The sequence below is a fragment of the Variovorax sp. LjRoot290 genome, assembly GCF_964253985.1.
Classification (GTDB): Bacteria; Pseudomonadota; Gammaproteobacteria; order Burkholderiales; family Burkholderiaceae_C; genus Variovorax.
On record NZ_CAXURW020000002.1, the window covers coordinates 412,884 to 435,422 of the forward strand.

General features: G+C 64.9%; 25 protein-coding genes and 2 pseudogenes. 17 read left to right on the forward strand and 10 right to left on the reverse strand.

The genetic code is table 11. The annotated features are described in order from the left end of the window. The first annotated feature begins 38 nt into the window (after positions 1 to 38). Positions 39 to 227 (forward strand): type II toxin-antitoxin system HicA family toxin, encoded by a 189-nt coding sequence (locus tag ACSQ9A_RS30845; protein ID WP_436306689.1) that lies wholly within the window; start codon positions 39 to 41, stop codon positions 225 to 227. Continuing rightward, positions 228 to 644: a type II toxin-antitoxin system HicB family antitoxin gene (locus ACSQ9A_RS30850; protein ID WP_436306690.1), complete on the forward strand. Its 417-nt coding sequence runs from the start codon at positions 228 to 230 to the stop codon at positions 642 to 644. A gap of 239 nt (positions 645 to 883) precedes the next feature. On the opposite strand, the gene ACSQ9A_RS30855 is transcribed toward ACSQ9A_RS30850, so the two are convergent. Further along, entirely contained in the window at positions 884 to 1,030 is a 147-nt protein-coding gene (locus ACSQ9A_RS30855; protein WP_436306691.1) for a hypothetical protein, read from the reverse strand. 328 nt (positions 1,031 to 1,358) lie between these two features. Next, positions 1,359 to 1,931 carry a hypothetical protein gene (locus ACSQ9A_RS30860; protein ID WP_436306692.1) on the reverse strand — a complete coding sequence of 191 codons (573 nt, stop codon included), beginning with the start codon at positions 1,929 to 1,931 and terminating at the stop codon, positions 1,359 to 1,361. A 538-nt stretch (positions 1,932 to 2,469) separates the two neighbouring features. Here ACSQ9A_RS30860 and ACSQ9A_RS30865 point away from each other — a divergent pair. Next, positions 2,470 to 2,754 (forward strand): transposase family protein, encoded by a 285-nt coding sequence (locus ACSQ9A_RS30865; protein WP_436307736.1) that lies wholly within the window; start codon positions 2,470 to 2,472, stop codon positions 2,752 to 2,754. On the opposite strand, the gene ACSQ9A_RS30870 is transcribed toward ACSQ9A_RS30865, so the two are convergent. Then, positions 2,731 to 3,183, reverse strand: coding sequence for a hypothetical protein (locus ACSQ9A_RS30870; protein ID WP_436306693.1), 453 nt, complete (start codon positions 3,181 to 3,183; stop codon positions 2,731 to 2,733). The genes ACSQ9A_RS30865 and ACSQ9A_RS30870 overlap by 24 nt on opposite strands. Before the next feature lie 634 nt (positions 3,184 to 3,817). Further along, positions 3,818 to 4,876 carry a DNA-binding protein gene (locus tag ACSQ9A_RS30875; RefSeq protein WP_436306694.1) on the reverse strand — a complete coding sequence of 353 codons (1,059 nt, stop codon included), beginning with the start codon at positions 4,874 to 4,876 and terminating at the stop codon, positions 3,818 to 3,820. 127 nt (positions 4,877 to 5,003) lie between these two features. Between ACSQ9A_RS30875 and ACSQ9A_RS30880 the strand changes: the two genes are divergently transcribed. The 3 genes from ACSQ9A_RS30880 (at position 5,004) to ACSQ9A_RS30890 (ending at position 6,778) form a co-directional block, all read left to right on the forward strand. Next, positions 5,004 to 6,146 carry a site-specific integrase gene (locus ACSQ9A_RS30880; RefSeq protein WP_436306695.1) on the forward strand — a complete coding sequence of 381 codons (1,143 nt, stop codon included), beginning with the start codon at positions 5,004 to 5,006 and terminating at the stop codon, positions 6,144 to 6,146. Between the two features lie 127 nt (positions 6,147 to 6,273). Next, on the forward strand, positions 6,274 to 6,504 hold the full coding sequence (locus ACSQ9A_RS30885) for a CopG family ribbon-helix-helix protein (RefSeq protein ID WP_436306696.1): 231 nt from the start codon (positions 6,274 to 6,276) through the stop codon (positions 6,502 to 6,504). Positions 6,505 to 6,529: 25 nt separating this feature from the next. Next, on the forward strand, positions 6,530 to 6,778 hold the full coding sequence (locus tag ACSQ9A_RS30890; RefSeq protein ID WP_436306697.1) for a type II toxin-antitoxin system RelE/ParE family toxin: 249 nt from the start codon (positions 6,530 to 6,532) through the stop codon (positions 6,776 to 6,778). Between the two features lie 270 nt (positions 6,779 to 7,048). Here the strand turns inward: ACSQ9A_RS30890 and gcvA are convergent, their stop codons facing one another. Next, entirely contained in the window at positions 7,049 to 7,951 is a 903-nt protein-coding gene (gene gcvA, locus ACSQ9A_RS30895) for a transcriptional regulator GcvA (RefSeq protein ID WP_436306698.1), read from the reverse strand. A gap of 117 nt (positions 7,952 to 8,068) precedes the next feature. Between gcvA and ACSQ9A_RS30900 the strand changes: the two genes are divergently transcribed. From ACSQ9A_RS30900 to ACSQ9A_RS30935, 8 genes are all read left to right on the forward strand, one after another. Further along, positions 8,069 to 8,818, forward strand: coding sequence for an SDR family NAD(P)-dependent oxidoreductase (locus ACSQ9A_RS30900; RefSeq protein ID WP_436306699.1), 750 nt, complete (start codon positions 8,069 to 8,071; stop codon positions 8,816 to 8,818). A gap of 31 nt (positions 8,819 to 8,849) precedes the next feature. After that, positions 8,850 to 9,827, forward strand: a complete 978-nt coding sequence (locus tag ACSQ9A_RS30905) for a TRAP transporter substrate-binding protein (protein WP_436306700.1) — start codon at positions 8,850 to 8,852, stop codon at positions 9,825 to 9,827. A 109-nt stretch (positions 9,828 to 9,936) separates the two neighbouring features. Further along, positions 9,937 to 10,449, forward strand: a complete 513-nt coding sequence (locus ACSQ9A_RS30910) for a TRAP transporter small permease (protein WP_436306701.1) — start codon at positions 9,937 to 9,939, stop codon at positions 10,447 to 10,449. 2 nt (positions 10,450 to 10,451) lie between these two features. Beyond that, complete coding sequence (locus ACSQ9A_RS30915; protein WP_436306702.1) at positions 10,452 to 11,711, forward strand: TRAP transporter large permease; 1,260 nt, start codon at positions 10,452 to 10,454, stop codon at positions 11,709 to 11,711. Positions 11,712 to 11,751: 40 nt separating this feature from the next. Next, positions 11,752 to 12,591, forward strand: a complete 840-nt coding sequence (locus ACSQ9A_RS30920) for a transketolase (protein ID WP_436306703.1) — start codon at positions 11,752 to 11,754, stop codon at positions 12,589 to 12,591. Beyond that, on the forward strand, positions 12,591 to 13,589 hold the full coding sequence (locus ACSQ9A_RS30925) for a transketolase family protein (RefSeq protein ID WP_436306704.1): 999 nt from the start codon (positions 12,591 to 12,593) through the stop codon (positions 13,587 to 13,589). Before ACSQ9A_RS30920 ends, ACSQ9A_RS30925 begins: the two co-directional genes overlap by 1 nt. A gap of 574 nt (positions 13,590 to 14,163) precedes the next feature. After that, positions 14,164 to 14,922 carry a hypothetical protein gene (locus ACSQ9A_RS30930; RefSeq protein ID WP_436306705.1) on the forward strand — a complete coding sequence of 253 codons (759 nt, stop codon included), beginning with the start codon at positions 14,164 to 14,166 and terminating at the stop codon, positions 14,920 to 14,922. Then, on the forward strand, positions 14,919 to 15,518 hold the full coding sequence (locus tag ACSQ9A_RS30935; RefSeq protein ID WP_436307737.1) for a hypothetical protein: 600 nt from the start codon (positions 14,919 to 14,921) through the stop codon (positions 15,516 to 15,518). Before ACSQ9A_RS30930 ends, ACSQ9A_RS30935 begins: the two co-directional genes overlap by 4 nt. A gap of 200 nt (positions 15,519 to 15,718) precedes the next feature. Here the strand turns inward: ACSQ9A_RS30935 and ACSQ9A_RS30940 are convergent. After that, positions 15,719 to 15,991, reverse strand: a pseudogene (locus ACSQ9A_RS30940) (IS30 family transposase); the annotation flags it as partial. On the opposite strand from ACSQ9A_RS30940, the pseudogene ACSQ9A_RS30945 reads away from it, so the two are divergent. Then, positions 15,991 to 16,362 (forward strand): annotated as a pseudogene (locus ACSQ9A_RS30945) (tyrosine-type recombinase/integrase); the annotation flags it as partial. The pseudogenes ACSQ9A_RS30940 and ACSQ9A_RS30945 sit on opposite strands and share 1 nt — an antisense overlap. 99 nt (positions 16,363 to 16,461) lie before the next feature. Here the strand turns inward: ACSQ9A_RS30945 and ACSQ9A_RS30950 are convergent. From ACSQ9A_RS30950 to ACSQ9A_RS30965, 4 genes are all read right to left on the reverse strand, one after another. Further along, positions 16,462 to 16,896 (reverse strand): TA system VapC family ribonuclease toxin, encoded by a 435-nt coding sequence (locus tag ACSQ9A_RS30950; RefSeq protein ID WP_436306706.1) that lies wholly within the window; start codon positions 16,894 to 16,896, stop codon positions 16,462 to 16,464. Continuing rightward, positions 16,886 to 17,125, reverse strand: coding sequence for a DUF6364 family protein (locus tag ACSQ9A_RS30955; protein ID WP_436306707.1), 240 nt, complete (start codon positions 17,123 to 17,125; stop codon positions 16,886 to 16,888). The genes ACSQ9A_RS30950 and ACSQ9A_RS30955 overlap by 11 nt, the downstream gene beginning before the upstream one ends. A 106-nt stretch (positions 17,126 to 17,231) precedes the next feature. Beyond that, a complete protein-coding gene (locus ACSQ9A_RS30960) occupies positions 17,232 to 17,393 on the reverse strand; it encodes a hypothetical protein (RefSeq protein ID WP_436306708.1) in 162 nt (53 codons plus the stop codon). Between the two features lie 18 nt (positions 17,394 to 17,411). Further along, positions 17,412 to 18,032: a TetR/AcrR family transcriptional regulator C-terminal domain-containing protein gene (locus ACSQ9A_RS30965; RefSeq protein ID WP_436306709.1), complete on the reverse strand. Its 621-nt coding sequence runs from the start codon at positions 18,030 to 18,032 to the stop codon at positions 17,412 to 17,414. A gap of 132 nt (positions 18,033 to 18,164) precedes the next feature. Between ACSQ9A_RS30965 and ACSQ9A_RS30970 the strand changes: the two genes are divergently transcribed. Next, positions 18,165 to 19,373, forward strand: a complete 1,209-nt coding sequence (locus tag ACSQ9A_RS30970) for an efflux RND transporter periplasmic adaptor subunit (protein ID WP_436306710.1) — start codon at positions 18,165 to 18,167, stop codon at positions 19,371 to 19,373. Between the two features lie 15 nt (positions 19,374 to 19,388). Beyond that, positions 19,389 to 22,538 carry an efflux RND transporter permease subunit gene (locus ACSQ9A_RS30975; protein ID WP_436306711.1) on the forward strand — a complete coding sequence of 1,050 codons (3,150 nt, stop codon included), beginning with the start codon at positions 19,389 to 19,391 and terminating at the stop codon, positions 22,536 to 22,538. The last annotated feature ends 1 nt before the right edge of the window (position 22,539 follow it).

The following is a 22,539-nucleotide window of genomic DNA, read 5'->3' on the forward strand; positions in this document are numbered from 1 at the left end:
CCCTATGAGCCATCTAACTAGTACTTGGAGCTTCTTACATGAAGACATCAGAATTCAGACGCTACTTGGCCTCCCTGGGGGCGCAGTTCGTTGAAGGCAAGAAACACACGAAGGTTTACTTGAACGGCAAGCAGACAACACTGCCACGGCATGCCACCCAAGATTTGGGAGACGGCCTGCGCCGGGCGATCCTGCGCCAGCTTGGCGTGAAGCAGAAAGGAGATTGAATGTTTAGCTATCCCGCAAGAGTCGCGCGGGACGGTGACGGTTATGTGGTGTCCTTCCCCGACATACCTGAGGCGCTGACTGGTGCCAAGAATCGGGAGGAAGCCATCGAGCTCGCAGCGGATGCACTGACCACCGCGATGGACTTCTATTTCGAGGATCGGCGCCAAGTACCGATGCCCTCTGCGCCAAAACGTGGACAGGTCACCATTGATCTGCCCGCCAGTGTTTCAGCAAAAGTGCTTCTGCTGAACGAGATGATTGCGCAGGGAAAGCGCCCTGCAGAACTTGCGCGGCTGATGCACGCACGCCCGCAGGAGGTTAGTCGCCTGATCGATCTGCATCATCCAACGAAGATCGACACTGTGGCTGCAGCGCTGCTCGCGATGGGGCGGCGTCTGGATATTCGTCTCGCTTGAAGCCGGCCTGCATTGCTGCGATGCGTTGTCGGACCGCTATTCAGGCCGCGACGGCTACAACCAGCAATCCCACGGCGCAAAGTAGTCGAACTTCGATGCCGCCTCGCGCGACAACGCCTCGACTTCGAGCACCACCGAACGCATGGTGTCCCAATCTCTTTTCATATCTATGTCCTTACGAAAAAGACGCCGAGGGGCCAGAGCCATCGGCGTCGATCAAGCCGATCAAATCAGCGGAGTTACTTCTTATTCGAAGGAACGCGCTGGGTCAGGGCCGATGCAGCCGCAGTCTTTGCCGCGGGCGTGCTCTTCGGGTTGGACAGCACCTTGCTGGCCGCAGTCGCGGCACGAGCGGAGGTGGTTTCATTGCGAGGTTTGGATGCCATGATGGCTCCTATGAAAAAAGTGCGAACTTGATGGACTGGCGGTATCGGGCTGCGCCCGTGCCACGACTCAGCACCACCAATGTGTGGTACCGACAGCACTGACCCAAAGGTCATCCGAGGGAAGGTGGACAGGCCTCAGCCTGTCCGCATTAAAATCCGCACACCTGATCCCAATGTCAGGTGCTTGCGGTCGCGTGTGATGACATGGTTCTTTTCAGCATCGTTCCCTCCGCATGATCAAAGCTCACATGCTGAGCGTCCTGCACGGACATAGTTGGAAAAGAAGGGCTGGACGGTGGAACGTCCGGCCCTTCGCCTATCTGATCCATCAGTTCACCACCGGCTGGTCATGCCCGAGCGCGGCAATGAACGTACACAGCCGGGCGGCTTCATCCTTGGTCATATCACGCGGCACGATGATCTGAACCAGGAAGTTCGGCCGCAGCGGGAACGGCATCATCAAGCTCGATTCGGTCACCGCACTCAATTTGTGTTGTGGCGGTTCGGCTGGAGGTAGCTCCGGTAGTGGCGGCAGCAGCGGCGGAAGTTTCCCGTTGTTTTTCTTGAGCGCCTCCAGCGCCTTCGGCAGCGCCGGCCGGCCGATCACTCCCTTGTATTTGGTCGGATCGGACTGGTACTTTGCGAACTCCGCAATGGCATTTGCTACCCGGTTCTGATACTGCCGGAGGGAGTCGGGCGAAAGCGCGCCCGGGTGGCGATTGTTGAACCGCAGCACTTCGGACGGAACATCGATCGCGATCAGATCGTCCTCCGGACCGACGTCCTCAAGGATCTTGTTGATCGCAGCCTTCCAACTTCCACCGGTGTTCGAGTTGACGAGACCCTTCTCGATCGCGTACCCGATGAACCACAGCAAATTCGTCTTGTTCAGTTCTTGCATGGCAACTCCTGTTCGTCCGCATGATACATGCAATTCCATCTGACGTGTCGTACTCGCATATTTATCTCGTACTTCTGGATGAGATGGACTTTGGATGCACGGCGGCCGAACAGGAGGGGTGAGGGTGAGGTGGACCAGTCTACATTATCACTGCGCCATGAGTCCGCGTAATGTTGATAAGCCTGTTGATAAACTGTGTTTTTCCGGTGCAGCGTGTGGGACAAATTGACCGGTAGACCGCATGCTGTCGCGATTCCTTTAAAAATGGCAAAGCATATGCCAACCAAAGAAGCAAATGCGTGCTAAAGCGCCTCCGATCAGGCGCCATCCAGATGAGACCTCCGTAGAGGAAAGCAAATCTGGGTCTTCCGCACTTTGTATGACGCCCGGGCTTGTGATTGCACCCTGAGGCGACCTCATCTGCCAACAACAGGCCAGTACTGTCGGAGTGGTCGATCGCGTTCTCGCCCGGGTGGGCAAGCAGGTCGTCAGCTGCCTCGAGCGGAGCGGCGCGGTGCACGTGCAAGCTCGCAATACGATGCGTGCTGCACCGTGTCCAACCTGCCGCCGCTGGAGCAGCCGGCTGCACGGAAGCTATATGCGTCGCCTGGCAGAGCGCCCCATGCTGGAAAAGCGTGTCGTGCTCTCTGTCGAGATGCGTCGCTTCAAATGCCCCAGCGCAGCACGAAGAGGCGGGGATGGCGCGCGGCGAAGTCGGCGAGCGAGGTGGAGGCGTCCATGGCAACCGAGCATACGGCGGCCGGCGTCGCCGCGCAGGCGGCGGGGCTCTCCGCGATATTCAGCGGAACTGCTTGCGCAGTAAGGGCTTGTGCCTAGCGATGTGCGCGAGCTGAGCCTCGGCAATGAGGCCGCCCAGATCCACGCCGTCGCCGTTCAGCACCTCGTTGGCGTGCACCAGCGCACGGGCCACCACCTCGTCCTCGCTCACGCCGAACTGCGCAGCGAGGTCGAGCGCCACACGCTTCATCGCGCGCTGCGACAGCATCCACATGGCGCCGAAGGCGTCCCACGCAGCGGCCGATTCCTTGAAGCGTTCGCGGTCCGCCAAAATCTCGTTGAGCGGCTTGGCCAGCAACTCGTTGACCGCGTCGAGTTGCTCGGCCAGCACCGCGTGCTGCGCCTGCGCGTCGCGCAGCGCGTCGGCCGCGCTATCCGCCGGCGGCGGCACCGGCGCGGCAAAGCTGCCGCCCGCGTTCGCCGTAGGGATCTGGAGCTTGTCGGTCAGGGACATGGCGTTGCCTTTCGTCGGGCAGCGTGTTGGAGTTCAAACGCCAGGGGCGCGCGGCAGGCATTGCGTGCTTGACGAGACCGAAGAGTGTAGTGACCGCGCCGCACGGAACCGCGCCGCGCTCGTCGTTGTGCCTAACTTCGGCAACAGCATCTTGTCGCCCACGTGGAGTATGCCGTCCGACTGGGTCACGGTGGCCCTGCCACCCCTCGTTTGTGATTGCCGACCGCCGCCGCTGGCCTTGGGCGAGCGTACAGCCGTCCCCTCTTGGGCGCTGAGGGATGAGCTCCGGCGAAGGCGAGGCACTCCATTGGCGAGCACAAGAAGATAGATGTGGGAATGCAGGCGGTGCCGGCGATCACTTCTTTTTTGTTTCAGCTTACGCTCGATGCTCCGTATTCATGAACGACCATCCCCGACGCTTCGCATTTCAGCGATCGTGGAGGTGACTGACACTCTCAATTGGAGTTCGTATGTCCTTCTGGAAATGGCTTTTGAGCATCGGCGGCCGCCAGGTCCGCAATGGTCGGCGCGGCTCGTTCCCGGTCCGCTACTTCGCCCGTAAGGGCAGTCGCAGCCGCTGGGGTTAGCGTGCGCGCGGCTACGCTGGCCGCGTGTTGTCGTATGCCTCCCGGGCTCAAGGCTTCCGCCGTCGACGTGCGGGGCTATCGCCCTTCGCAGCTGACTTGCTGGTCAGGGCCTCGGCCAACATCCGCCGCGTTTTCTCGTGCGAGGCTTTTTCATCGTCGATCCGGCCCTGGAGCGCTTCGACGCTCGCCGCGAGCGCTTCTGCCTGGGTCCGCGTCTGCGCGAGCTCGATGCCTTGGACGGCCAGCTGCTCGCGCAGGTCAATCTCGGCTTGCCGCGCCGCTTCCCGGACTTGGTGGAGCTTCTCGAGCTCTCCCTCCAGCCGCTTGGCCGCCGCTTCCTCGCTTTTGGTCCGCCGCTGCTGCTCCCTGGCCAGCTCGGATTCCAGCGCCTTGGCCGTTTGCCTGGCCCGATCCACTTCCGCCAGCATCCGCCGCTCCTGACCGGCGTGCCGCTCCTCGGCCTGGCGCAGGTCCTGGTCGCGCGCCGCCATCGCCTCGGCGTGCTCCCGACGCATCCGCTCCTGGGTTTCGCCCGCCTGAGAGAGCAGGGCGGTCAGCCGCTTGATGTCGTCATCCAGGCCCGTGCGCACCCGGTGCGCCTCAATGGCGTGTTCGTTAAGCTGCAACTCCAAGGTCTCACGAGCCCGCTGCGAGGATGCCAGCGCCGAGTCCAAACTCACCCGCGCTTGGGCGAAGGCTTCCTCGCGCTGCGCGAGGGCCGCCTGCGCCTCGGCCAGCGCGTTCCCGCGTTCTTGGAGCTCCGCGCGCACCGATTCCATCTCGACACGCTGAACTTCCTCGGCCTCGCGGCGCGCCGTCTCCCAAAGCAATCGCGCGGCATTGCGCACGCCCATCGGCATGCCGTCCGGATCGTTGCCGGCCGGACGAGCCGAAGCAGAGCCTGCCGTCGAGCCCACCAGCCGTTCGCCGAGCGAAGCAAACCAGCGCTCGAGCATCGGGCTGACGGTATTGGGCGAGCCGCGGCCGATCTTCTGGCGCACGCGCTCGATCGTGGGCCGCTTTCCTTCGGCCAGCAGCACATCCGCGGCCGCAAACACGTCGTCTTCCTGAATCCCGCGGGAGAGTGTTTGTCGAATTCCAGCCATTTGACCCTCGTACTTTCAAGAAACGACCGCCCTGCCCCGTTCCATATTTACCATCGATAAAGGAAGGTTATCGTGACTTATCGGTGTATGATGTAGCAAATCATAGGTCGTATGTAAGATCAACGCCATGAAAACAGCCGAAACGCACCCGCTGGCCAACCTGCCCGAGCACCGCCTGGCGCTGGATCCGGCGCGCTTGACGCAAACCGCCGAAGACGCAGCGCGCGCGCTGCTGCGCGAAGGCGAATCGGCCAACACGCGGGCCTCCTACGCCTCGGCCATGCGCTACTGGTGCGCCTGGTACGCCGCGCGCTATGGCCAGGCGCTGCGCATGCCGGTTCCAGTGCCGGTCGCCATCCAGTTCATCGTCGACCACGCCGCGCGCAAGGCGGATGCGCAAGACCCCGACCGCGGGGCCGGCCTGTTGACGGGACTCAAAACGGGCTTGGTCAGCGAGCTGCCGCCCGACGTCGACCAGGCGCTGGTGGCCAACGGCTACAAGACGCGGCTCGGCGCGCCGGCGCTCAACACGCTCGTGCACCGCATCGCGGTGCTGTCCAAGGCGCATCAGCTGGCTCAGGCGCCGAACCCTTGCGCCGACCCGCTCGTGCGCGAGCTCCTGGCCCAGACGCGCCGCGCCTACGCCAAGCGCGGCGCGCGGCCGCGCAAGCAGCGCGCGCTCACCAAGGATCCGCTGCAAGCGGTGCTGGCGACCTGCGACGACACCCTGCGCGGAAAACGCGATCGCGCCCTCCTCCTGTTCGCCTGGGCCACCGGCGGGCGACGGCGCTCGGAGGTCGCCTCGGCCACGCTCGAGAACCTGCAACGTGTCGATGCCAGCTCCTATCTCTACACGCTCGCGCATTCCAAGACCAACCAGGCCGGCGCCGAGCGCCCGGAGGATGTGAAACCCCTGGTGGGCAGCGCGGCGCAGGCCATGCAGGCGTGGCTCGCCGTGCTGAAAGAAAAAGGGATCACGGAAGGCGCCCTCTTCCGCCGCATCCGCAAGGGCGGGCATCTCGGGGAGCCACTCGCGCCAGCGGCCGTGCGCGACATCGTGAAGGAACGGTGTGCGTTGGCGGGGGTGGAGGGAAGTTTTAGCGCGCACTCGCTCAGGGCCGGGTTCGTGACCGAAGCCGGCCGGCAGAACATGTCGCTGCCCGAGACGATGGCCATGACCGGACATCACAGCGTCGCGACCGTGATGGGCTACTTCAGGGCAGAGAGTGCGCTCGGGAGCAAAGTCAGCCGGATGCTCGACGAGGACTAGCTGCATCGAGCAAATTCGGGAGGGACGGCGATTGTGCGACGAGCCGACCGAGGTCGCAGACGCGTGCATGCAGATGCTGTAGTAGTATGTGTACATTCGAACATTACCTCGGGCCATGTCTACTACCATGACCGTTCGCCTCGACGACGAAGTCAAGGATCGCCTCGACCATCTGGCCGAAGCGACGCAGCGCAGCAAATCGTTCTTGGCCGCCGAAGCAATCCGTGCCTATGTTGAAAACAACGAGTGGCAGATCGGCGAAGTCCAGGAGGCGTTGAAGGAAGCTGACGCCGGCGATTTCGCCAGCGACAAGGAGGTCGCGGCGCTCGCAAGGAAATGGAAGGTGAATGCGGGTTAGGTGGCTGCGCAAGGCGTTGCACAACTTGGACGAAGAAGCCGCATACATCGCCACCGACGATTTGGCTGCCGCGCGGCTGGTCGTCGAGCGCATTCTCGAATCTGTGGCTCTGCTTGCTCATCAACCTGGCCTTGGCCGTCCTGGGCGCGTGGCTGGAACTCGCGAATTGATCGTGCCAAAGACGCGTTACATCGTCCCCTACCGCGTGCGTGGAGACGTGGTCGAGATCCTGCGGGTGTTTCACACATCTCGTCGCCTGCCGCAGCGCTGGTAAGGTTGACTGCGCGTGCGCGACGAACGCGTCGATGTCGTGCCGCACCTGGCCGACCTTATCGGCCACTCGTCGTTCATGTGCCAGGTCTACGCGGCCTATTTGCAGCGCCGCCGCAACAGCGCCGCGACGCGCGATGCTCGATTTCCTCGAACAGTTGACGGCTGCTGCCGGCGGCCTGCCTCGGTAAACCCGCTCGGCGGCTTCAACGCCTGCAGCCGCGTTTGCCGGAGACCTTCGCGCTCACTTCTCGTGCACGTCATTCCTGAATCGCTAAGCCCTCCCCGCCTCCGGATCCGACGCATTCTCCTGCATCCACTCCACGAAGCTGGCCACTTCGTTGCGCTGCAGGTGACGATGCGGACACACCAGGAAATGGGCCTGCACCTTCACACACCAGCGCGGATCGAAGACCTTCGCCAGGCGGCCCTGATGAAGATGGCCGGCGGCGATCGACGAACTGTCCAGGGCCACGCCGAGACCCTGCACCGCGGCGTCCAGCGCCATCGACGTCCGGTCGAAGCGGTAGGCGAACTGCCCCGCCGGAAACTCGATCTTGCGGCTGCGGAACCAGTCTCCCCACTGCACGACGTTGACCATCGACTGGATGAGCGGGACATGTAGCAAATCCTCGGGCGTTCGGAGTTGGTGCCGCTCGATGAAATCGGGGCTCGCCATCGGCTGGATGCTTTCCTCGAACACCGGCTCCACATGGAGATGCGGCCAGTTCGGAATGCCATAGCGGATGTCGATGTCGACCTGCCCGCTCGAGAAATCCGAATGCGTCACGGACGCCGACAGCGATAGCGCGATCCCCGGATGGGCTTGCGCGAAGTCCGCGAGCCTGGGCATCAGCCACAGGCTCGCGAAGCTTGGCGCGGCATGCACGTACAGCGCATTGCGCACTCCCTTGCGCACGTTGTCCGTCGCGGCGCTGATCGCATCCAGCGCGACCGAGACGCGCGCCATGTATTCGCGGCCCGTGTCCGTCAGCGTGATGCTGCGCACCGAGCGCTCGAAGAGCCGCACGTCCAGCAGCTGCTCGAGCTTGGCGATCTGGTGGCTCACGGCCGAGGGCGTGAGGTGCAGCTCAACGGCGGCCGCACTGAAGCTCAAGCGACGCGCCGCGGCCTCGAACGCAAGCAGGCAGCTCAAAGGGGGAAAGGACGACCTCATCGGGTTAACCCTGTATGACGGCAATTCACTCATCGCTGAAGAAGTGTCGTTTGTCTTCATGCGTGCGGATGTTCATAGTTACCCCCATTCCACTCACCCGCATCAAGGAGACAAACAGTGCTGCTCACCGATCGTGTCGCCCTCATCACCGGAGGCGCCGGCCTCAACGGCCTGGGATTCGCCACCGCGCGCCTGCTGGCGTCGCAAGGCGCCCGCGTCGTCATCACCGACCTGGAGGGTGCAGCGCCGGCGCAGGCCGCCGCCGCCCTGGGCGACGACCATCTGGGCCTGGTCGCCAACGTGGTCGTCAAGTCCGACGTCGACGCCGCCATTGCGCGCGTGCTTGAGCGCTTCGGGCGCATCGACATCCTCGTCAACAACGCCGGCATCACCCAGCCGCGCAAGACGGTGGACATCAGCGCCGCCGACTACGACGCCGTGCTCGACGTCAGCCTGCGCGGCACGCTGCTGTGCTCGCAGGCGGTGATCCCCGCCATGCAGCGCCAGCGCAGCGGCTCGATCATCTGCATCTCCTCGGTCTCGGCGCAGCGCGGCGGCGGCATCCTCGGCGGCCCGCACTACTCGGCCGCCAAGGCCGGCGTGCTCGGCCTGGCGCGCGCGATGGCGCGCGAGCTCGGCGCCGATGGCATCCGCGTCAACTCGATCACCCCCGGGCTGATCGGCACCGACATCAGCAAGGGCAAGCTGAGCGAGGAGCGCAAGGCGCAAATCGCCGGCGAGATCCCGCTGGGCCGCATCGGCGTGGCCGCCGACGTCGCGGGCGCCTGCCTGTTCCTCGCGAGCGAGCTGTCGAGCTACTGCACCGGCATCACGCTGGACGTGAACGGCGGCATGCTGATTCACTGATCCATCCCATCACGACAACCGGAGACAAACCATGAAGCGCAGGAACATCGCCGTCCTCGTCGGCGCACTGATCACCACCGGAAGCCTTGCCTTCGCACAGGCGCCCGTCAAGCTGACTCTCGGCCACGGCGCGGCGCCGGGCAATCCGCGGCACGAAGCGGCCGTGAAGTTCGCCGAGACCGTCAAGGCCAAGACCAACGGACGCATCGACATCCAGGTGGCGCACTCCGCCCAGCTCGGCGACGACGCCGCGATGATCACTGCGCTGCGCTCGGGCACGCTGGACATCTCCGCCAACAGCCAGGGCGCGATGGCCAACGTGGTCCCCGAGTACGCGGCACTGGGTCTGCCTTTCCTGTTCACCGATATTCAGAAGGCCTGGCAACTGCTCGACGGGCCGATCGGCGAGGAACTGGCCAAGCGCACTGCCGCCAAGGGCATGGTCGTGCTGGGCTACTGGGACAACGGCATCCGCCACGTCACCAACAACAAGCGGCCGATCAAGACACCGGCAGACATCAAGGGCCTGAAGATCCGCACCCCGCCCGACACGATGACCATGGACATCATGCAGGCGCTCGGCGCGGACGCACAGCAGATCAAGTTCTCGGAGTTGTACGTGGCGCTCCAGCAGGGCGTGGTCGACGGACAGGAGAACCCGCTGACCAACATCGCCTCGGCCAAGCTCTATGAGGTGCAGAAGTACCTCTCGCTGACCGGCCACAAGTACGAAGCCAACCCCTTCGTGATGAGCAAGCGCTCATGGGAGCGGCTGAGTACCGCCGACCAGAAGGTCTTCATGGAAGCGGCTGCCGAAGCGACGCAGATGCAGCGAAAGCTCTCCAAGGAAGCCGACGAGAAGCTCACCACCGAACTGAAGACCAAGGGCGTGCAGATCGACACCGTCGACCGCAAGGCCTTCGTTGAAGCGACGAAGTCCGTCTATACCAAATGGACCGCAGGCCCGGCCGGCGATTTCGTCAAGCGGGTCGTCCAACAAGCGCAGTAGCGCACCCCCAGGCAGGCTGTCACGCAGCGCTTCCACGCCCTGCGGTGGCGTCTGTCGTCCCGAGTCCGTGATGTCGCCCTGGCGCGCGTCCTTTTCCGAGGGTTTTGATATGTCCTTCCTTCATTCAATTGACCGGTGCATCGGCGCAGCGTGTCGCGGTGTGCTCTATGTCACGCTGACCGTCGTGTTCCTGATTCTGAGCATCAACGTGGGCCTGCGCTACGTCGCGGGCACCAGCCTCGCCTCGGCCTCCGAGCTGCCCGAGCTGATGTTCCCGTGGATGATCATGGCTGGCGTCGTGCTGGCGGCCCAGCACGGCTCGCACATCGCGGTCGTCATGTTCACGCAGAAGCTGCGCGCGACGCGCCGGTGGGTTCTGGCTGGCGGGTCCCTGACCGTCGCAGCGCTCTATGGATCGCTGGCGGTGGCGGCCTGGCCCCTGATGGAGATCGCTGCCGACGAACGCAGCCCCATGCTGCAGGTTCCCGGCTCGGTCAGCGTCGGGGCGCTGATGCTGGGCTTTGCGCTGCTGAGCGTGGTGACCTTGTGCAAGGTGCCCGCACTGTGGAGCAGCGCCGGCGCCCAGGAGCCTGACGCCGAAGCCCTTGCTCATGGAGCATAGCCATGACCGCACTCATCATTGGACTCTTCATCGTCACTGCGTTGCTGTCGATTCCGATCGCGCACGCGCTGGTCCTTGCCTCCGTCGGCGGGCTTCTCATCATCGACAAGGTGCCCGTGCACCTGGCGGTCGAGCAGATGATCGCCCAGACCCAGAGCTTTCCGCTGATCGCCATTCCCTTCTTCATGATGACGGGCGCGCTGATGGTCAGCGGCCGGCTCGGCCAGAGCCTGGTCAGCCTGCTGTCGATGATGATCGGGCGCGTCCACGGCGGCCCGGCCCAGGTCGGCGTGTTGTCGTCGACCATCTTCGGCGGCGTCTCGGGCTCGGCCGTCGCCGACGCCTCGGCGATCGGCTCGATGCTGATCCCCTGGCTCAAGAAGCTGGGCTATCCGGCACCCTTCGCGGCCGGCACGCTGGCTGCGGCAGCGACCATCGACATCCTCATTCCGCCGTCCATCCCGATGATCGTCTATGCGCTGGTCTCGGGGGCGTCGATCGGGGCGCTGTTCGTGGCGGGCATCCTGCCCGGGCTGCTGATGTGCGCGGGCTTCATGGCGGTGTGCTACGTGCAGGGCCGCCGCCGCAACTTCCCGCGCGACACGACGCCCTTCCAGTGGCCGGCGTTCTGGCGCCTGCTCGCCCACGCGGCGCCCGCGCTGGCAATGCCGGTCCTGATCATCGTTTTCCTGCGCTTCGGCATCGCGACGCCGACGGAGGTGAGCGTGATGTCCACGCTGTACGCCCTGGTCGTCTCGGGCCTGGTCTATCGGGATCTTACGCTGGCCAAGATCAAGACCGCTGCGATCGAAGCGGGAATCTCCACCGGCGTGGTGCTGCTGATCATCATGGCCTCGAGCGTCGTGGGCTGGATCGTGACCTACGAGCAGCTGCCGGCCGAGTTCACCCGCTTTGCGAAGGAGACGCTGCAGTCGCCCTGGCTGATCATCCTGGCGATGAACCTGATCATGCTGGCCACCGGCATGTTCATCGACCTGCCCGCGGCCGTGCTGCTGCTCACGCCGATGTTCGTTCCGCTGGCCGCCGCAGTCGGCATGGACACGGTGCAGCTGGGAATCATGATGATCGTCAACCTGTCGATCGGCCTCTACCACCCGCCCATCGGGACCACGCTGTTCATCACCAGCACCATCGCGAAAGTGCGCATCGGCGACGTGGTGAAGGAGCTGATCCCCTTCTATGCCGTCGCGATCGCCCTGCTGCTCGGCTTCGCCTATCTGCCCTGGCTCACGATTCGCTGACGTCCCCTGTCGCTCCCACCCTGACCTCAAAGGACCATTCATGTCTGATCCATCGACTCTTTCCGAACGCGCCTACCGCATTCGGCGCTACGCCCTGCGGATGGGCGAAGTGCAAGGCCAAGGCTACATCGGCCAGGCTCTGGGCTATGCCGACGTGCTGGCCGTGGCCTATGGCCACGCCATGAAGTACCGGCCGGAAGATCCGCAGTGGGAATCGCGGGACCGCTTCCTGCTCTCGCACGGCCACTACGCCATCGCCTTCTACGCGGCGCTGATCGAGGCCGGGATCATCCCCGAGGACGAACTTGAGACCTACGGCAGCGACGACAGCCGCCTTCCCATGTCGGGCATGGCGACCTACACGCCCGGCATGGAGATGTCCGGTGGCTCGCTCGGCCAGGGGCTGCCGATCGCTGTCGGCATGGCGCTCGGCCTGCGGCAGAAGCGCAATCCGGCCTTCGTCTACAACTCGATGTCCGACGGTGAGCTCGACGAAGGCTCAACCTGGGAGGCCGCGATGTCGGCCGCCCATCACCAGCTCTCCAACCTCGTCTGCCTGGTCGACATCAACAACCAGCAGGCCGACGGCCCCTCGGGCAAGGTGCTGGGCTTCGAGCCGCTGGCCGACAAGTGGGCCGCCTTCGGCTGGCATGTGCAGCGGGTCGACGGCAACGACCTGCCCGCGGTGGTCGCCGCCTTCGACACCGCGCGCACGCTGGCCGACGCCAGGCCGCGCGTCATCCTCGTCGACACGCTGATGGGCAAGGGTGTGCCCTTCCTCGAGCAGCGCGAGAAGAATCATTTCATTCGCGTCGATCCGCCGGAATGGCAGCAGGCGATCGACCACCTGGACCAGACGCAACGCGAAGGAGCCCTGTGATGAACACCACGACCGACAAGAAGCCGCGCCTCACCACCTCGGCCATGATCGCCTCCATCGCCGGCGAGGGCCAGCGCGTCAAGGCGGCCCCCTTCGGCAAGGCCTTGGTGGAGCTGGCGCGCGAGCGCCCGGAGATCGTTGGCATGACGGCAGACCTCGCCAAGTACACCGACCTGCACCTGTTTGCGCAGGCGTATCCGGAACGCTTCTTCCAGATGGGCATGGCCGAGCAGTTGCTGATGGGGGCCGCCGGCGGCCTGGCCAAGGAAGGCTTCGTTCCCTTTGCGACGACCTATGCCGTGTTCGGCACGCGCCGCGCGTATGACTTCGTGCACCAGGTGATTGCCGAGGAGAACCTCAACGTCAAGATGTGCTGCGCGCTGCCGGGCCTCACCACCGGCTATGGGCCCAGTCACCAGGCGACGGAGGACTTGGCGATGATGCGAGGCATTCCGGGCCTGACCATCATCGACCCCTGCGATGCGCTGGACATCGAGCAGGCCGTGCCGCAGATCGCGGCCCATCCCGGGCCGGTGTACATGCGCCTGCTGCGCGGCAACGTGCCGCTCGTTCTCGACGAATACGACTACAGGTTCGAGCTCGGCAAGGCCAAGCTGCTGCGCGACGGCAAGGATGTGCTGGTCATCGCCAGCGGGTTCATGACGATGCGTGCGCTTGAAGTTGCCGAGCAGCTGCGTGCCGACAATGTGGATGTGGCGGTGCTCCATGTGCCCACGATCAAGCCCCTGGACGAGGCGACGATCCTGTCCGAGGTCCGGCGGCTCGATCGCGTGGTGGTCGCCGCGGAGAACCATTCGGTCATCGGCGGCCTCGGCGAGGCGCTGGCGAGCCTGCTGCTTCGCTCCGGCGTCGCGCCGACGTTCCGGCAGGTCGCCTTGCCCGACGCGTTCCTGGATGCCGGCGCCCTGCCCACCCTGCACGACCGCTATGGCATCTCGGCGGCGGCCATGGTCGATCGCATCCGGGGCTGGATGTAGCGACGGAACGCGGGCTGCGCACATCAGCAGCAAGAAGCCCGCGAGTTGGCAAGCCGGCCCCACCCAGCGCAACGCGCCGATGCCGATCGCATCGATCGCCAGGCCGCCAAGCTCGGAGCCGGAAGCGATGCCGAGGTAGGTGGCCGAGGCATTGAACGAGAGCGTCATCGGCGCCTGCGCGGACGCCAAGCGGATCAGCCGCATCGACTGCGCCGGGCCGAAACCCCAGCCGGCAAAAGCCCAGAGCGCGGCCAGCAGGACGGGCGAGACCCGGGCGCACCGAGCGCCGCGAGCACGGTCACCAGCAGCTGGTCCACGCGCCAGCCGCCCCAGCTCGCAGTCCACGCGCCAAGCGGCACGCCGAGCGCGACTGCGACGCTGCCACCGCCGGTCGCACCGCCAGGGCGCGGCCTCGCAGGCTCGGCGCACTCAGCGAGGCCGCAACCGCGCTCGGCACGAAAAAGAGAGCCCCGTGCGTTCGATCAGATCGCTCGCGCCGCCCCTCAGGGTCCAACAACTGTCACAACGAGAACGAATATTGTCATCCTGATGTCGAGCTGACTGCCTTGTGCGCGTGAATCTCGATCACTTCCGACAAAGTGCGCTCACATCGGGGAGACGAGATCGAATCGCAACTCCGGCACGCAGCGTGCGTATCGGTGTTGCTCACGGTTCGGACAATTCGTCGTTCATGCCGGGGCATCAGCACGAAAACAACCTCCTGAGAAAAATGAAGCAAACAAACCTGAAACTGCACCGTTCGCGCGCTGCGGGTGCTCTGTTGACATCGCTCTTGCTGGTGGCATGCGGCGGCGGCGAGTCGGGCTCGCCATCGGTGGCCCAGGCACCTGCGCCTGCACCCGCACCCGCACCCGCACCCGCACCTGCACCGGCACCGGCACCGGCCACGACCAGCGATAGCGGCGGCTTCGCCGGCCAGGTCACAGGCGGCGGCAACGTCGCGGCGGTGACGGTCTCGACCGCGGCGCAGATGCAGGCCGCCATTAACGCCTACACCGGCAACGGCGGGCTCGTGATCCGCTACAACGGAACGTTCGACTTCGCCAGCATCACCGACGCCTGCACGCAGTGGAAGTTGCCCGCTGGCGCCATCGTCGAGATCAAGGACAAGAGCAACGTCACCATCGAGGGCGTCGATGGCTCATCGGCCAACTTCGGGCTGGCCATCAAGGCGGACGCCACGAACATCGTCATCCGCAACATGACAATCGGCCTGCTGCCAGGTTCGATCGATGCGATCGGCATCGAGGGCCAGGGGGGCAAGTTCCGGGCTACATCTGGATCGACCACAACACGCTGTTCAGCAGCCTGAAGGAGTGCTCGGGCGCGGGCGACCTGGAGTTCGACGGCCTGCTCGACAACAAGGCCGGCGCCCACCACCTCACCTACTCCTACAACTACATCCACGATCACCACAAAGTCGGCCTCATCGGCTCGAGCGACAGCGATTCCAGCGATCGCTTCATCACCTTCCACCACAACGTCTACGAGAACCTCGGCTCGCGCCTACCGCTGCAGCGCGGCGGCTACACCCACCTCTACAACAACCTGTACAGCGGCGTGATCACGACGGGCGCCAACATCCGCATGGGCGGCTTCTCGCTGATCGAAGGCAACTACTTCGAGAATTCGCAGAACCCCGTGACCTCACGCGACAGCTCGGCCATCGGCTACTGGGAGCTGCGCAACAACAACATCAGGACCCCGGCCGACTTCAGCGGCTTCGGCATCACGTGGGTGGCCAGCGGGTCCTCGCCGTCGCGCGACGCCACCGACTGGATAACGACTGGCGCCTTCCCGGTTGGCATTCCCTACGTGTACACGGCGCAGGATCCCGCCTGCGTGAAGCAGAAGCTGCCCGCGGTGGCTGGCGCGGGCAGGGCGCTCGCCAGTCTCACCTGCAACTGACGGCTCTGGTGCAAATCGCGCCTCCACTGCGGAACGTCAGTGGACTTGCCTTTCGCTTCACTGGACTTTGCCTTGGGTCGTCGACTCCCGCTGACGCTCGTTTTCGACCCCCCGCTGATGAAGCCTCATGCGAGCGACGCCCAGCTGAGATCCCAGCTGGGCAGGGCAGAATCGGCCAACCGCCGGATTCGGCTGCGGATTCAACCGGTCGATGCAACGATCTGGCTGAACATCTCAGCCGGTGTTTGGAAGTCAAGAGTCTTCCTGGGACGCGCGTTCAACCTCCGCGCCAACGCATTGAGTTTGGCCTGTGAGTAGGTCGAGACATCGATGCCCTTAGGGGGGTACTGCCTCAGCAGGCCGTTCGTATTCTCATTCGTTCCACGTTGCCACGGGTTCTGAGGGTCGCAGAAATAGACCTTGATGTCGGTTGCCAGTGTGAACTGCTGGTGGCCCGCCATTTCTTTGCCTCGAGCGCCCCGAGGATGTGAAACCCCTGGTGGGCAGCGCGGCGCAGGCCATGCAGGAGTGGCTCGCCGCCAGCGGCATCCAGGAAGGCGCCCTCTTCCGCCGCATTCGCAAGGGCGGGCATCTCGGGGAGCCACTCGCGCCAGCGGCCGTGCGCGACATCGTGAAGGAGCGATGCGCGATGGCGGGGGTGGAGGGGAAGTTCTCTGCGCACTCGCTCAGGGCCGGCTTCGTGACGGAAGCCGGCCGGCAGAACATGTCGCTGCCCGAGACGATGGCCATGACTGGTCATCACAGCGTTGCGACCGTGATGGGGTACTTCCGCGCCGAAAGCTCGCTGAACAGCAAGGCCGGCAGGATGCTCGATGAGGAGTGAGCCGTCGCCGGCGTCCTACCCGGGGTAAACGTACTTCTTGTGTAAATCAGTGCGCTTTTCAATTTCTTGCGGCATAGCAAGATAGCTTCGCGACCGCTGCTACGCTGCCAGTCGTGTGAACTGCGCTCTCGATAGCAACCGTTTGAAGTCGCCGTCGAGCGTGGCCAAATGCTCGCCTTGATGGATGACCGCAGCAGCCAGCCAGGCGTCAGGTATGTCGTTGGCAGAAAGTGCCTTGTCAGCGCACAGCTTGCCGAGCACGGTCCACTCGGTGCCCAGTGTGGGTTGCTCCACACCCGGTGCGGCCAACAGCACATCCACGAAGCGCAAGGCTTCGATGATCGGCGTCGGGTTGACGAATATCTTCGGATGCGTCACAAGCCGCAGGAAGCTTGCGATCACCATGGGTTGCAGCTTCAGCGGCTTCCCTTGGGTTGCGCCGGCTATGGCTTCTTCCAGCCAGCTGCGGGCCACTGTATGGTGCGGATGATCGCTACGCGATGCAGCGACCAGCACGTTAACGTCAGGCGTCACGGTCGGCGGCGTCCAACATTGCCTTGTTGCTCAATCCGTCGAGCCCTGAGGCCAGGCCGCCCTTGCCTCGGTAGACGGGAAGGCGCACGAATTTCTTTTGAGGCGGGCGTGAGCGCAGGCGCAGTTGGAGCCCTTCTTCAATCAGGCGCGTCAGACTCGTTCGCTGCTGCACCGCCAGCGCCTTGGCTTCGGTCAGCAATGTGTCGTTGAGGTTGAGCGTGGTCTTCATGGGCTGCCGAGTCTGGGGACGCGGGTACAGATTTCTGTATTGTAGTGCCGCCCCTGGACGATGCCAAGGTACTTGCCCAAACGGGCCATGAGCAAGGTTGATTGTGCTAAATCAACTCGGCGAATCGATCGAGCTGCACCGACTCTGCCGATCGACCCAGGAAACCGCGCTCCATCACGAGCCGGATCGCAGCTCCCTGGACAACGACCACGGCAGCACAGGCAAGCAGAACGAACAGGAAGAGCTTGGCTGTGCTGCCGACTTTCATGGTGGATGCACCTTTCGGCTACGAGGCCTTGTCGCTCCCGGGTGCATAGCCGCCGAGAAAAACCTGCACAGCGCGGCGTGTGGCCTCCCGCAGATCCTTTCGGGACGGCGGCCCTTCGATGCCGAGCAGGAGCGGCATGGTCACCTCCGAATCCAGCAACGCAGTCAGGTGGCGCGCTGCCACCTGCGGATCGGCCTTGCGCAAGCGTCCTTTCTGCATCTGCTGCTCCAGAAACCCTGCCAGTTCGAGCATGCCTTTCTTGGGCCCGCCTTCGAAGAATTGCCGTCCGATGTCGCTTCGCCCGGACTCCGCGATCACCGCCCTCATCGCCTCGATGATTTCCTTCGTGGACACCACGGCCATGATCTTTTCGCCATAGCGCTGCAACACGCGCTCCAGGTCGTCGCTATCCTTCCCCAGGGCCGCGAAGATCGGGTCGAAGTGCGTCCCGGCAGCTCCGAGGATGACCGCGACGAAGAGCTCTTCCTTGGAGCTGAAGTATCCGTACAGCGTCGCCTTCGAACCGCCCGCCCGCGCGGCGATCTCCGACATGGAGGCGCCCTCGAATCCCATTTCCCCGAAAACTTCCGACGCCGCCCGGACGATCGCATCGCGCTTGGCTTCCGTCTTGACCCGCATCTCGTTGCCTCCTTATATCCGAACCAATGTGTTCATTATTGATTGACATCCGCAGGAAGTCAATCTACATTTCCGTACCGTACGGTTCGTTTAATAAGACGAATCCATCCCTCGTCATCCAGGAGATTCGCCATGCGTCCACCCCTCACCTTCGGCCTGACCTTCGCGGCCGCCCTCGCGTCCGCCTGCCTGCTCGCCGCGTGCGGCAAGCCGCCCGGCGGTCCGCCGCCGGCAGAAGGCACGCCCGTCGTCGGCGTGGTCACGGTGCAGCCGCAGCGCGTGGCCATCACCGCCGAGCTGCCCGGGCGCACCACGCCCTTCCTCATCGCCGACGTCCGCCCGCAGGTCGGCGGCATCGTGAAGACGCGCAAGTTCCGCGAAGGCAGCGACGTGAAGGCCGGCGAGACGCTCTACCAGATCGATCCCGCCACCTACAAGGCCACCTACGACAGCAATGTCGCCGCGCTCGCCAAGGCGCAGGCCAGCCTGAAGACCACGCGGCTGAAGGCCGAGCGCTACAAGGAACTGGTGGCGATCAAGGCGGTCAGCCAGCAGGACTACGACGACGCCGCCGCCTCGCTGGCGCAAGGCGAGGCCGACGTCGCCGCGGCGAAGGCCAATGTCGAGACGAGCCGCATCAACCTCGCCTACGCGCGCATCGACGCGCCGATCTCGGGACGCATCGGCAAGTCGACGGTGACGCCGGGCGCGCTGGTCACCGCCAGCCAGGCGACCGCGCTGGCCACCATCCAGCAGCTCGACCCGATCTACGTCGACGTGACGCAACCCAGCGCCGCGATGCTCCAGCTCAAGCAGGCCATGGCGCGCGGCGATCTCCAGAAGAGCGGCGCCAATGCCGCCCGGGTGCGCCTGCTGCTGGAAGACGGCAGCGCCTATCCGCCCGAGGGCAAGCTCGAGTTCTCGGACGTCACGGTGGACCAGACGACCGGCGCCATCACACTGCGCGCCGTGTTCCCCAACCCGAACGCCGACCTGCTGCCCGGCATGTACGTGCGCGCCGTGCTGCAGGAAGGCGTGAAGGAGCAGGCGCTCCTGGTGCCGCAGCAGGCGGTGTCGCGCGACAGCACCGGCAAGCCGACGGCCTTCGTCGTGGATGCCCAGCACAAGCTGCAGCGGCGCATGCTCGAGACGGAACGCGCCATCGGCGATCAATGGCTGGTGAAGAGCGGCCTGCAGGCGGGCGACCAGCTCGTGGTGGACGGCCAGCAGCGCGCAGCGTCGGGCGTCGAGGTGAAGACCGTGCAATGGAGCCCCAGCGTCAAGCCCGCCGCCCAAACGGCCAAGGCGGCCCTCCCCGCTTCCGGCAGCACGGCGAACTGATCGCGAGAGACCGTCATGGCACGCTTCTTCATCGACCGCCCCATCTTCGCCTGGGTCCTGGCCATCATCGTGATGCTGGCAGGAGCTCTCGCCATCTTCACGCTGCCGATCGCGCAGTACCCGAGCATCGCGCCGCCCGCCGTCGCGATCACCGCCAACTACCCGGGCGCTTCCGCCAAGACGCTGGAGGACACCGTCACCCAGGTCATCGAGCAGAAGATGAAGGGGCTGGACCGGCTGAGCTACATGGCCGCGACCAGCGAGTCGTCAGGCCAGGTCACCATCACGCTGACCTTCGAGAACGGCACCGACCCCGACACCGCCCAGGTGCAGGTGCAGAACAAGCTCTCGCTGGCGACGCCGCTGCTGCCGCAGGAGGTGCAGCAGCAAGGCGTCACCGTCACGAAGTCGGCCACCAACTTCCTGAACGTGCTGGCCTTCACCTCCGAGGACGGCAGCATGAGCGCGTCCGACCTGTCGGACTATGTGGCCGCGAACGTGCAGGAGGCGATCAGCCGCGTCGAGGGCGTGGGCGACACCACCCTCTTCGGCTCGCAGTACGCCATGCGCGTGTGGCTCGACCCGAACAAGCTCGCCAACTTCAGCCTCACGCCGCTGGACATGAAGACCGCCATCCAGGCGCAGAACGCGCAGGTCTCGGCCGGCCAGCTGGGCGGCCTGCCGGCGGCGGGCAGCCAGCAGCTCAACGCAACGATCACCTCGCAGACCCGCCTGAAGACCGCGCAGGAGTTCGAAGACATCCTGCTGCGCACGCAGACCAACGGCGCCCAGGTCCGCCTGCGCGACGTCGCCCGCATCGAGCTCGGCAGCGAGTCCTACAACACGGTCGCGCGCTACAACGGCAAGCCGGCCGCTGGCCTGGCGATCAAGCTGGCCACCGGGGCCAACGCGCTCGACACGGTCAAGGGCATCGACGCCCGCGTGGCCGAGCTCGAGAAGTTCTTCCCACCCGGCATGAAGGTCCAGAAGCCCTACGACACCACGCCCTTCGTGCGGATCTCGATCGAGGAGGTCGTCAAAACGCTGGTCGAGGCGATTGTGCTGGTGTTCCTGGTGATGTATCTCTTCCTGCAGAACTTCCGCGCCACGCTGATCCCGACCATCGCGGTGCCGGTGGTGCTGCTCGGCACCTTCGGCGTGCTCGCGGCCTTCGGCTTCACCATCAACACGCTGACCATGTTCGCCATGGTGCTGGCGATCGGCCTGCTGGTGGACGATGCCATCGTGGTGGTCGAGAACGTCGAGCGCGTGATGACGGAAGAAGGCCTCTCACCGAAGGAGGCGACGCGCAAGTCGATGGGCCAGATCACCGGCGCCCTGGTCGGCGTCGCGCTGGTGCTGGCGGCGGTGTTCGTGCCGATGGCCTTCTTCAGCGGCTCCACCGGCGTGATCTACCGTCAGTTCTCGATCACGATCGTCTCGGCCATGACGCTGTCGGTGCTCGTGGCGCTGGTGCTCACGCCCGCCTTGTGTGCGACGCTGCTCAAGCCCGTCGCCAAGGGCCATGCGATGGCGACCACCGGCTTCTTCGGCTGGTTCAACCGCACTTTCGACCGGGGCAACCACCGCTACCAGGGCGTGGTGCGCCACATGCTGGGCAAAGGATGGCGCTACATGGTCGTCTATGCGGTGCTGCTGGCCGCGGTGGTCTTCGGCTTCATGAAGCTGCCCGTCGGCTTCCTGCCCGATGAGGACCAGGGCAGCATGTTCGTGCTGGTCCAGCTGCCGCCCGGCGCCACCAGCGCACGCACCGACCAAGTGATCCGCCAGGTCGAGCATCACCTGCTGGAAGACCAGAAGGAGGCCGTGGCCGGCGTGTTCGCGGTGGCAGGATTCAGCTTCGCGGGCAGCGGGCAGAACACCGGCTTCGCCTTCGTCAAGCTCAAGCCCTGGGACGAGCGCAAGGGCGAGACGCTCGCCGTGACGGGCGTGGCCGCGAAGGCCGGCGCCTTCTTCGCGACGATCCGCGACGCGAAGGTGTTTGCCTTCGCACCGCCGGCCGTGTCGGAACTCGGCAACGCGACCGGCTTCGACCTGATGCTGCAGGACCGTGCCAATCTCGGCCATGGGGCCCTGATGCAGGCGCGCAACCAGCTGCTGGGCGAACTGTCGAACGACAGGCGGCTGGTGGCCGTTCGGCCCAACGGCCAGGAGGACACGCCCGAGTTCAGGCTCGAGATCGATCCGCACAAGGCACAGGCGCAGGGCCTCTCGATGGCCGACATCAACGACACCTTCTCGGCCGCCTGGGGCAGCAGCTATGTCAACGACTTCATCGACCAGGGTCGGGTGAAGAAGGTGATGCTGCAGGCCGATGCGCAGTACCGCATGCTGCCGGAGGACATCGACCGCTGGTATGTGCGCAACAACGCCGGCGCCATGGTGCCCTTCACCTCCTTCGCCAAGGCGAGCTGGAGCTCCGGCTCACCGCGGCTGGAGCGCTACAACGGCGTGCCCTCGGTGGAAATCCTGGGCATGGCGATGCCGGGCAGCGCCTCCAGCGGGGAGGCGCTGGCCATCGTCGAGCAGGCGGTGGCGAAGCTGCCCGCAGGCATCGGCTATGAATGGACCGGCCTGTCGCGCCAGGAGAAGGCATCGAGCGGCCAGACCGGCCTGCTCTACGCGCTGTCGATTCTGATCGTGTTCCTCTGCCTCGCGGCCTTGTACGAGAGCTGGGCGATTCCGTTCTCCGTCATTCTCGTGGTACCCCTCGGCGTGCTGGGCGCGCTGGTCGGCGCGATCCTGACGTGGAAGATGAACGACGTGTACTTTCAGGTCGGCCTGCTGACGACCATCGGCCTGGCGTCGAAGAATGCCATCCTGATCGTCGAGTTCGCCAAGGAACTGTACGAAGGAGGCATGGGCCTTGTGGAGTCTGCACTGGAGGCGGCCCGCCTGCGGCTGCGCCCGATCCTAATGACCTCGCTGGCCTTCATCCTGGGCGTGCTGCCCCTGGTGCTGGGCAGCGGCGCCGGGGCCGGCGCGCAGCATGCATTGGGCACCGCGGTGATCGGAGGAATGCTATCGGGCACGGTGCTCGCCATTTTCTTCGTACCCCTTTTCTTCGTGCTGGTGCGCGGCCTCTTCAAGGGCCAGTCCGCCGCGCCGGCATCGCATGCACAACCGGCCGTGGCCGCTTCCTGAG

Bases quoted from the DNA above. Each gene is read 5' to 3' on its own strand.
- ACSQ9A_RS30880 (WP_436306695.1), top strand. From the start codon at position 5,004: ATGAAAACAGCCGAAACGCACCCGCTGGCCAACCTGCCCGAGCACCGC.
- ACSQ9A_RS30920 (WP_436306703.1), top strand. From the start codon at position 11,752: ATGTCTGATCCATCGACTCTTTCCGAACGCGCCTACCGCATTCGGCGC.
- ACSQ9A_RS30865 (WP_436307736.1), top strand. From the start codon at position 2,470: ATGCGTGCTGCACCGTGTCCAACCTGCCGCCGCTGGAGCAGCCGGCTG.
- ACSQ9A_RS30925 (WP_436306704.1), top strand. From the start codon at position 12,591: ATGAACACCACGACCGACAAGAAGCCGCGCCTCACCACCTCGGCCATG.
- ACSQ9A_RS30955 (WP_436306707.1), bottom strand. From the start codon at position 17,125: ATGAAGACCACGCTCAACCTCAACGACACATTGCTGACCGAAGCCAAG.
- ACSQ9A_RS30965 (WP_436306709.1), bottom strand. From the start codon at position 18,032: ATGCGGGTCAAGACGGAAGCCAAGCGCGATGCGATCGTCCGGGCGGCG.
- ACSQ9A_RS30885 (WP_436306696.1), top strand. From the start codon at position 6,274: ATGACCGTTCGCCTCGACGACGAAGTCAAGGATCGCCTCGACCATCTG.
- ACSQ9A_RS30910 (WP_436306701.1), top strand. From the start codon at position 9,937: ATGTCCTTCCTTCATTCAATTGACCGGTGCATCGGCGCAGCGTGTCGC.
- ACSQ9A_RS30845 (WP_436306689.1), top strand. From the start codon at position 39: ATGAAGACATCAGAATTCAGACGCTACTTGGCCTCCCTGGGGGCGCAG.
- ACSQ9A_RS30860 (WP_436306692.1), bottom strand. From the start codon at position 1,931: ATGCAAGAACTGAACAAGACGAATTTGCTGTGGTTCATCGGGTACGCG.
- ACSQ9A_RS30850 (WP_436306690.1), top strand. From the start codon at position 228: ATGTTTAGCTATCCCGCAAGAGTCGCGCGGGACGGTGACGGTTATGTG.
- ACSQ9A_RS30915 (WP_436306702.1), top strand. From the start codon at position 10,452: ATGACCGCACTCATCATTGGACTCTTCATCGTCACTGCGTTGCTGTCG.
- ACSQ9A_RS30970 (WP_436306710.1), top strand. From the start codon at position 18,165: ATGCGTCCACCCCTCACCTTCGGCCTGACCTTCGCGGCCGCCCTCGCG.
- ACSQ9A_RS30875 (WP_436306694.1), bottom strand. From the start codon at position 4,876: ATGGCTGGAATTCGACAAACACTCTCCCGCGGGATTCAGGAAGACGAC.
- ACSQ9A_RS30905 (WP_436306700.1), top strand. From the start codon at position 8,850: ATGAAGCGCAGGAACATCGCCGTCCTCGTCGGCGCACTGATCACCACC.
- ACSQ9A_RS30855 (WP_436306691.1), bottom strand. From the start codon at position 1,030: ATGGCATCCAAACCTCGCAATGAAACCACCTCCGCTCGTGCCGCGACT.
- ACSQ9A_RS30870 (WP_436306693.1), bottom strand. From the start codon at position 3,183: ATGTCCCTGACCGACAAGCTCCAGATCCCTACGGCGAACGCGGGCGGC.
- ACSQ9A_RS30975 (WP_436306711.1), top strand. From the start codon at position 19,389: ATGGCACGCTTCTTCATCGACCGCCCCATCTTCGCCTGGGTCCTGGCC.
- ACSQ9A_RS30960 (WP_436306708.1), bottom strand. From the start codon at position 17,393: ATGAAAGTCGGCAGCACAGCCAAGCTCTTCCTGTTCGTTCTGCTTGCC.
- gcvA (WP_436306698.1), bottom strand. From the start codon at position 7,951: ATGAGGTCGTCCTTTCCCCCTTTGAGCTGCCTGCTTGCGTTCGAGGCC.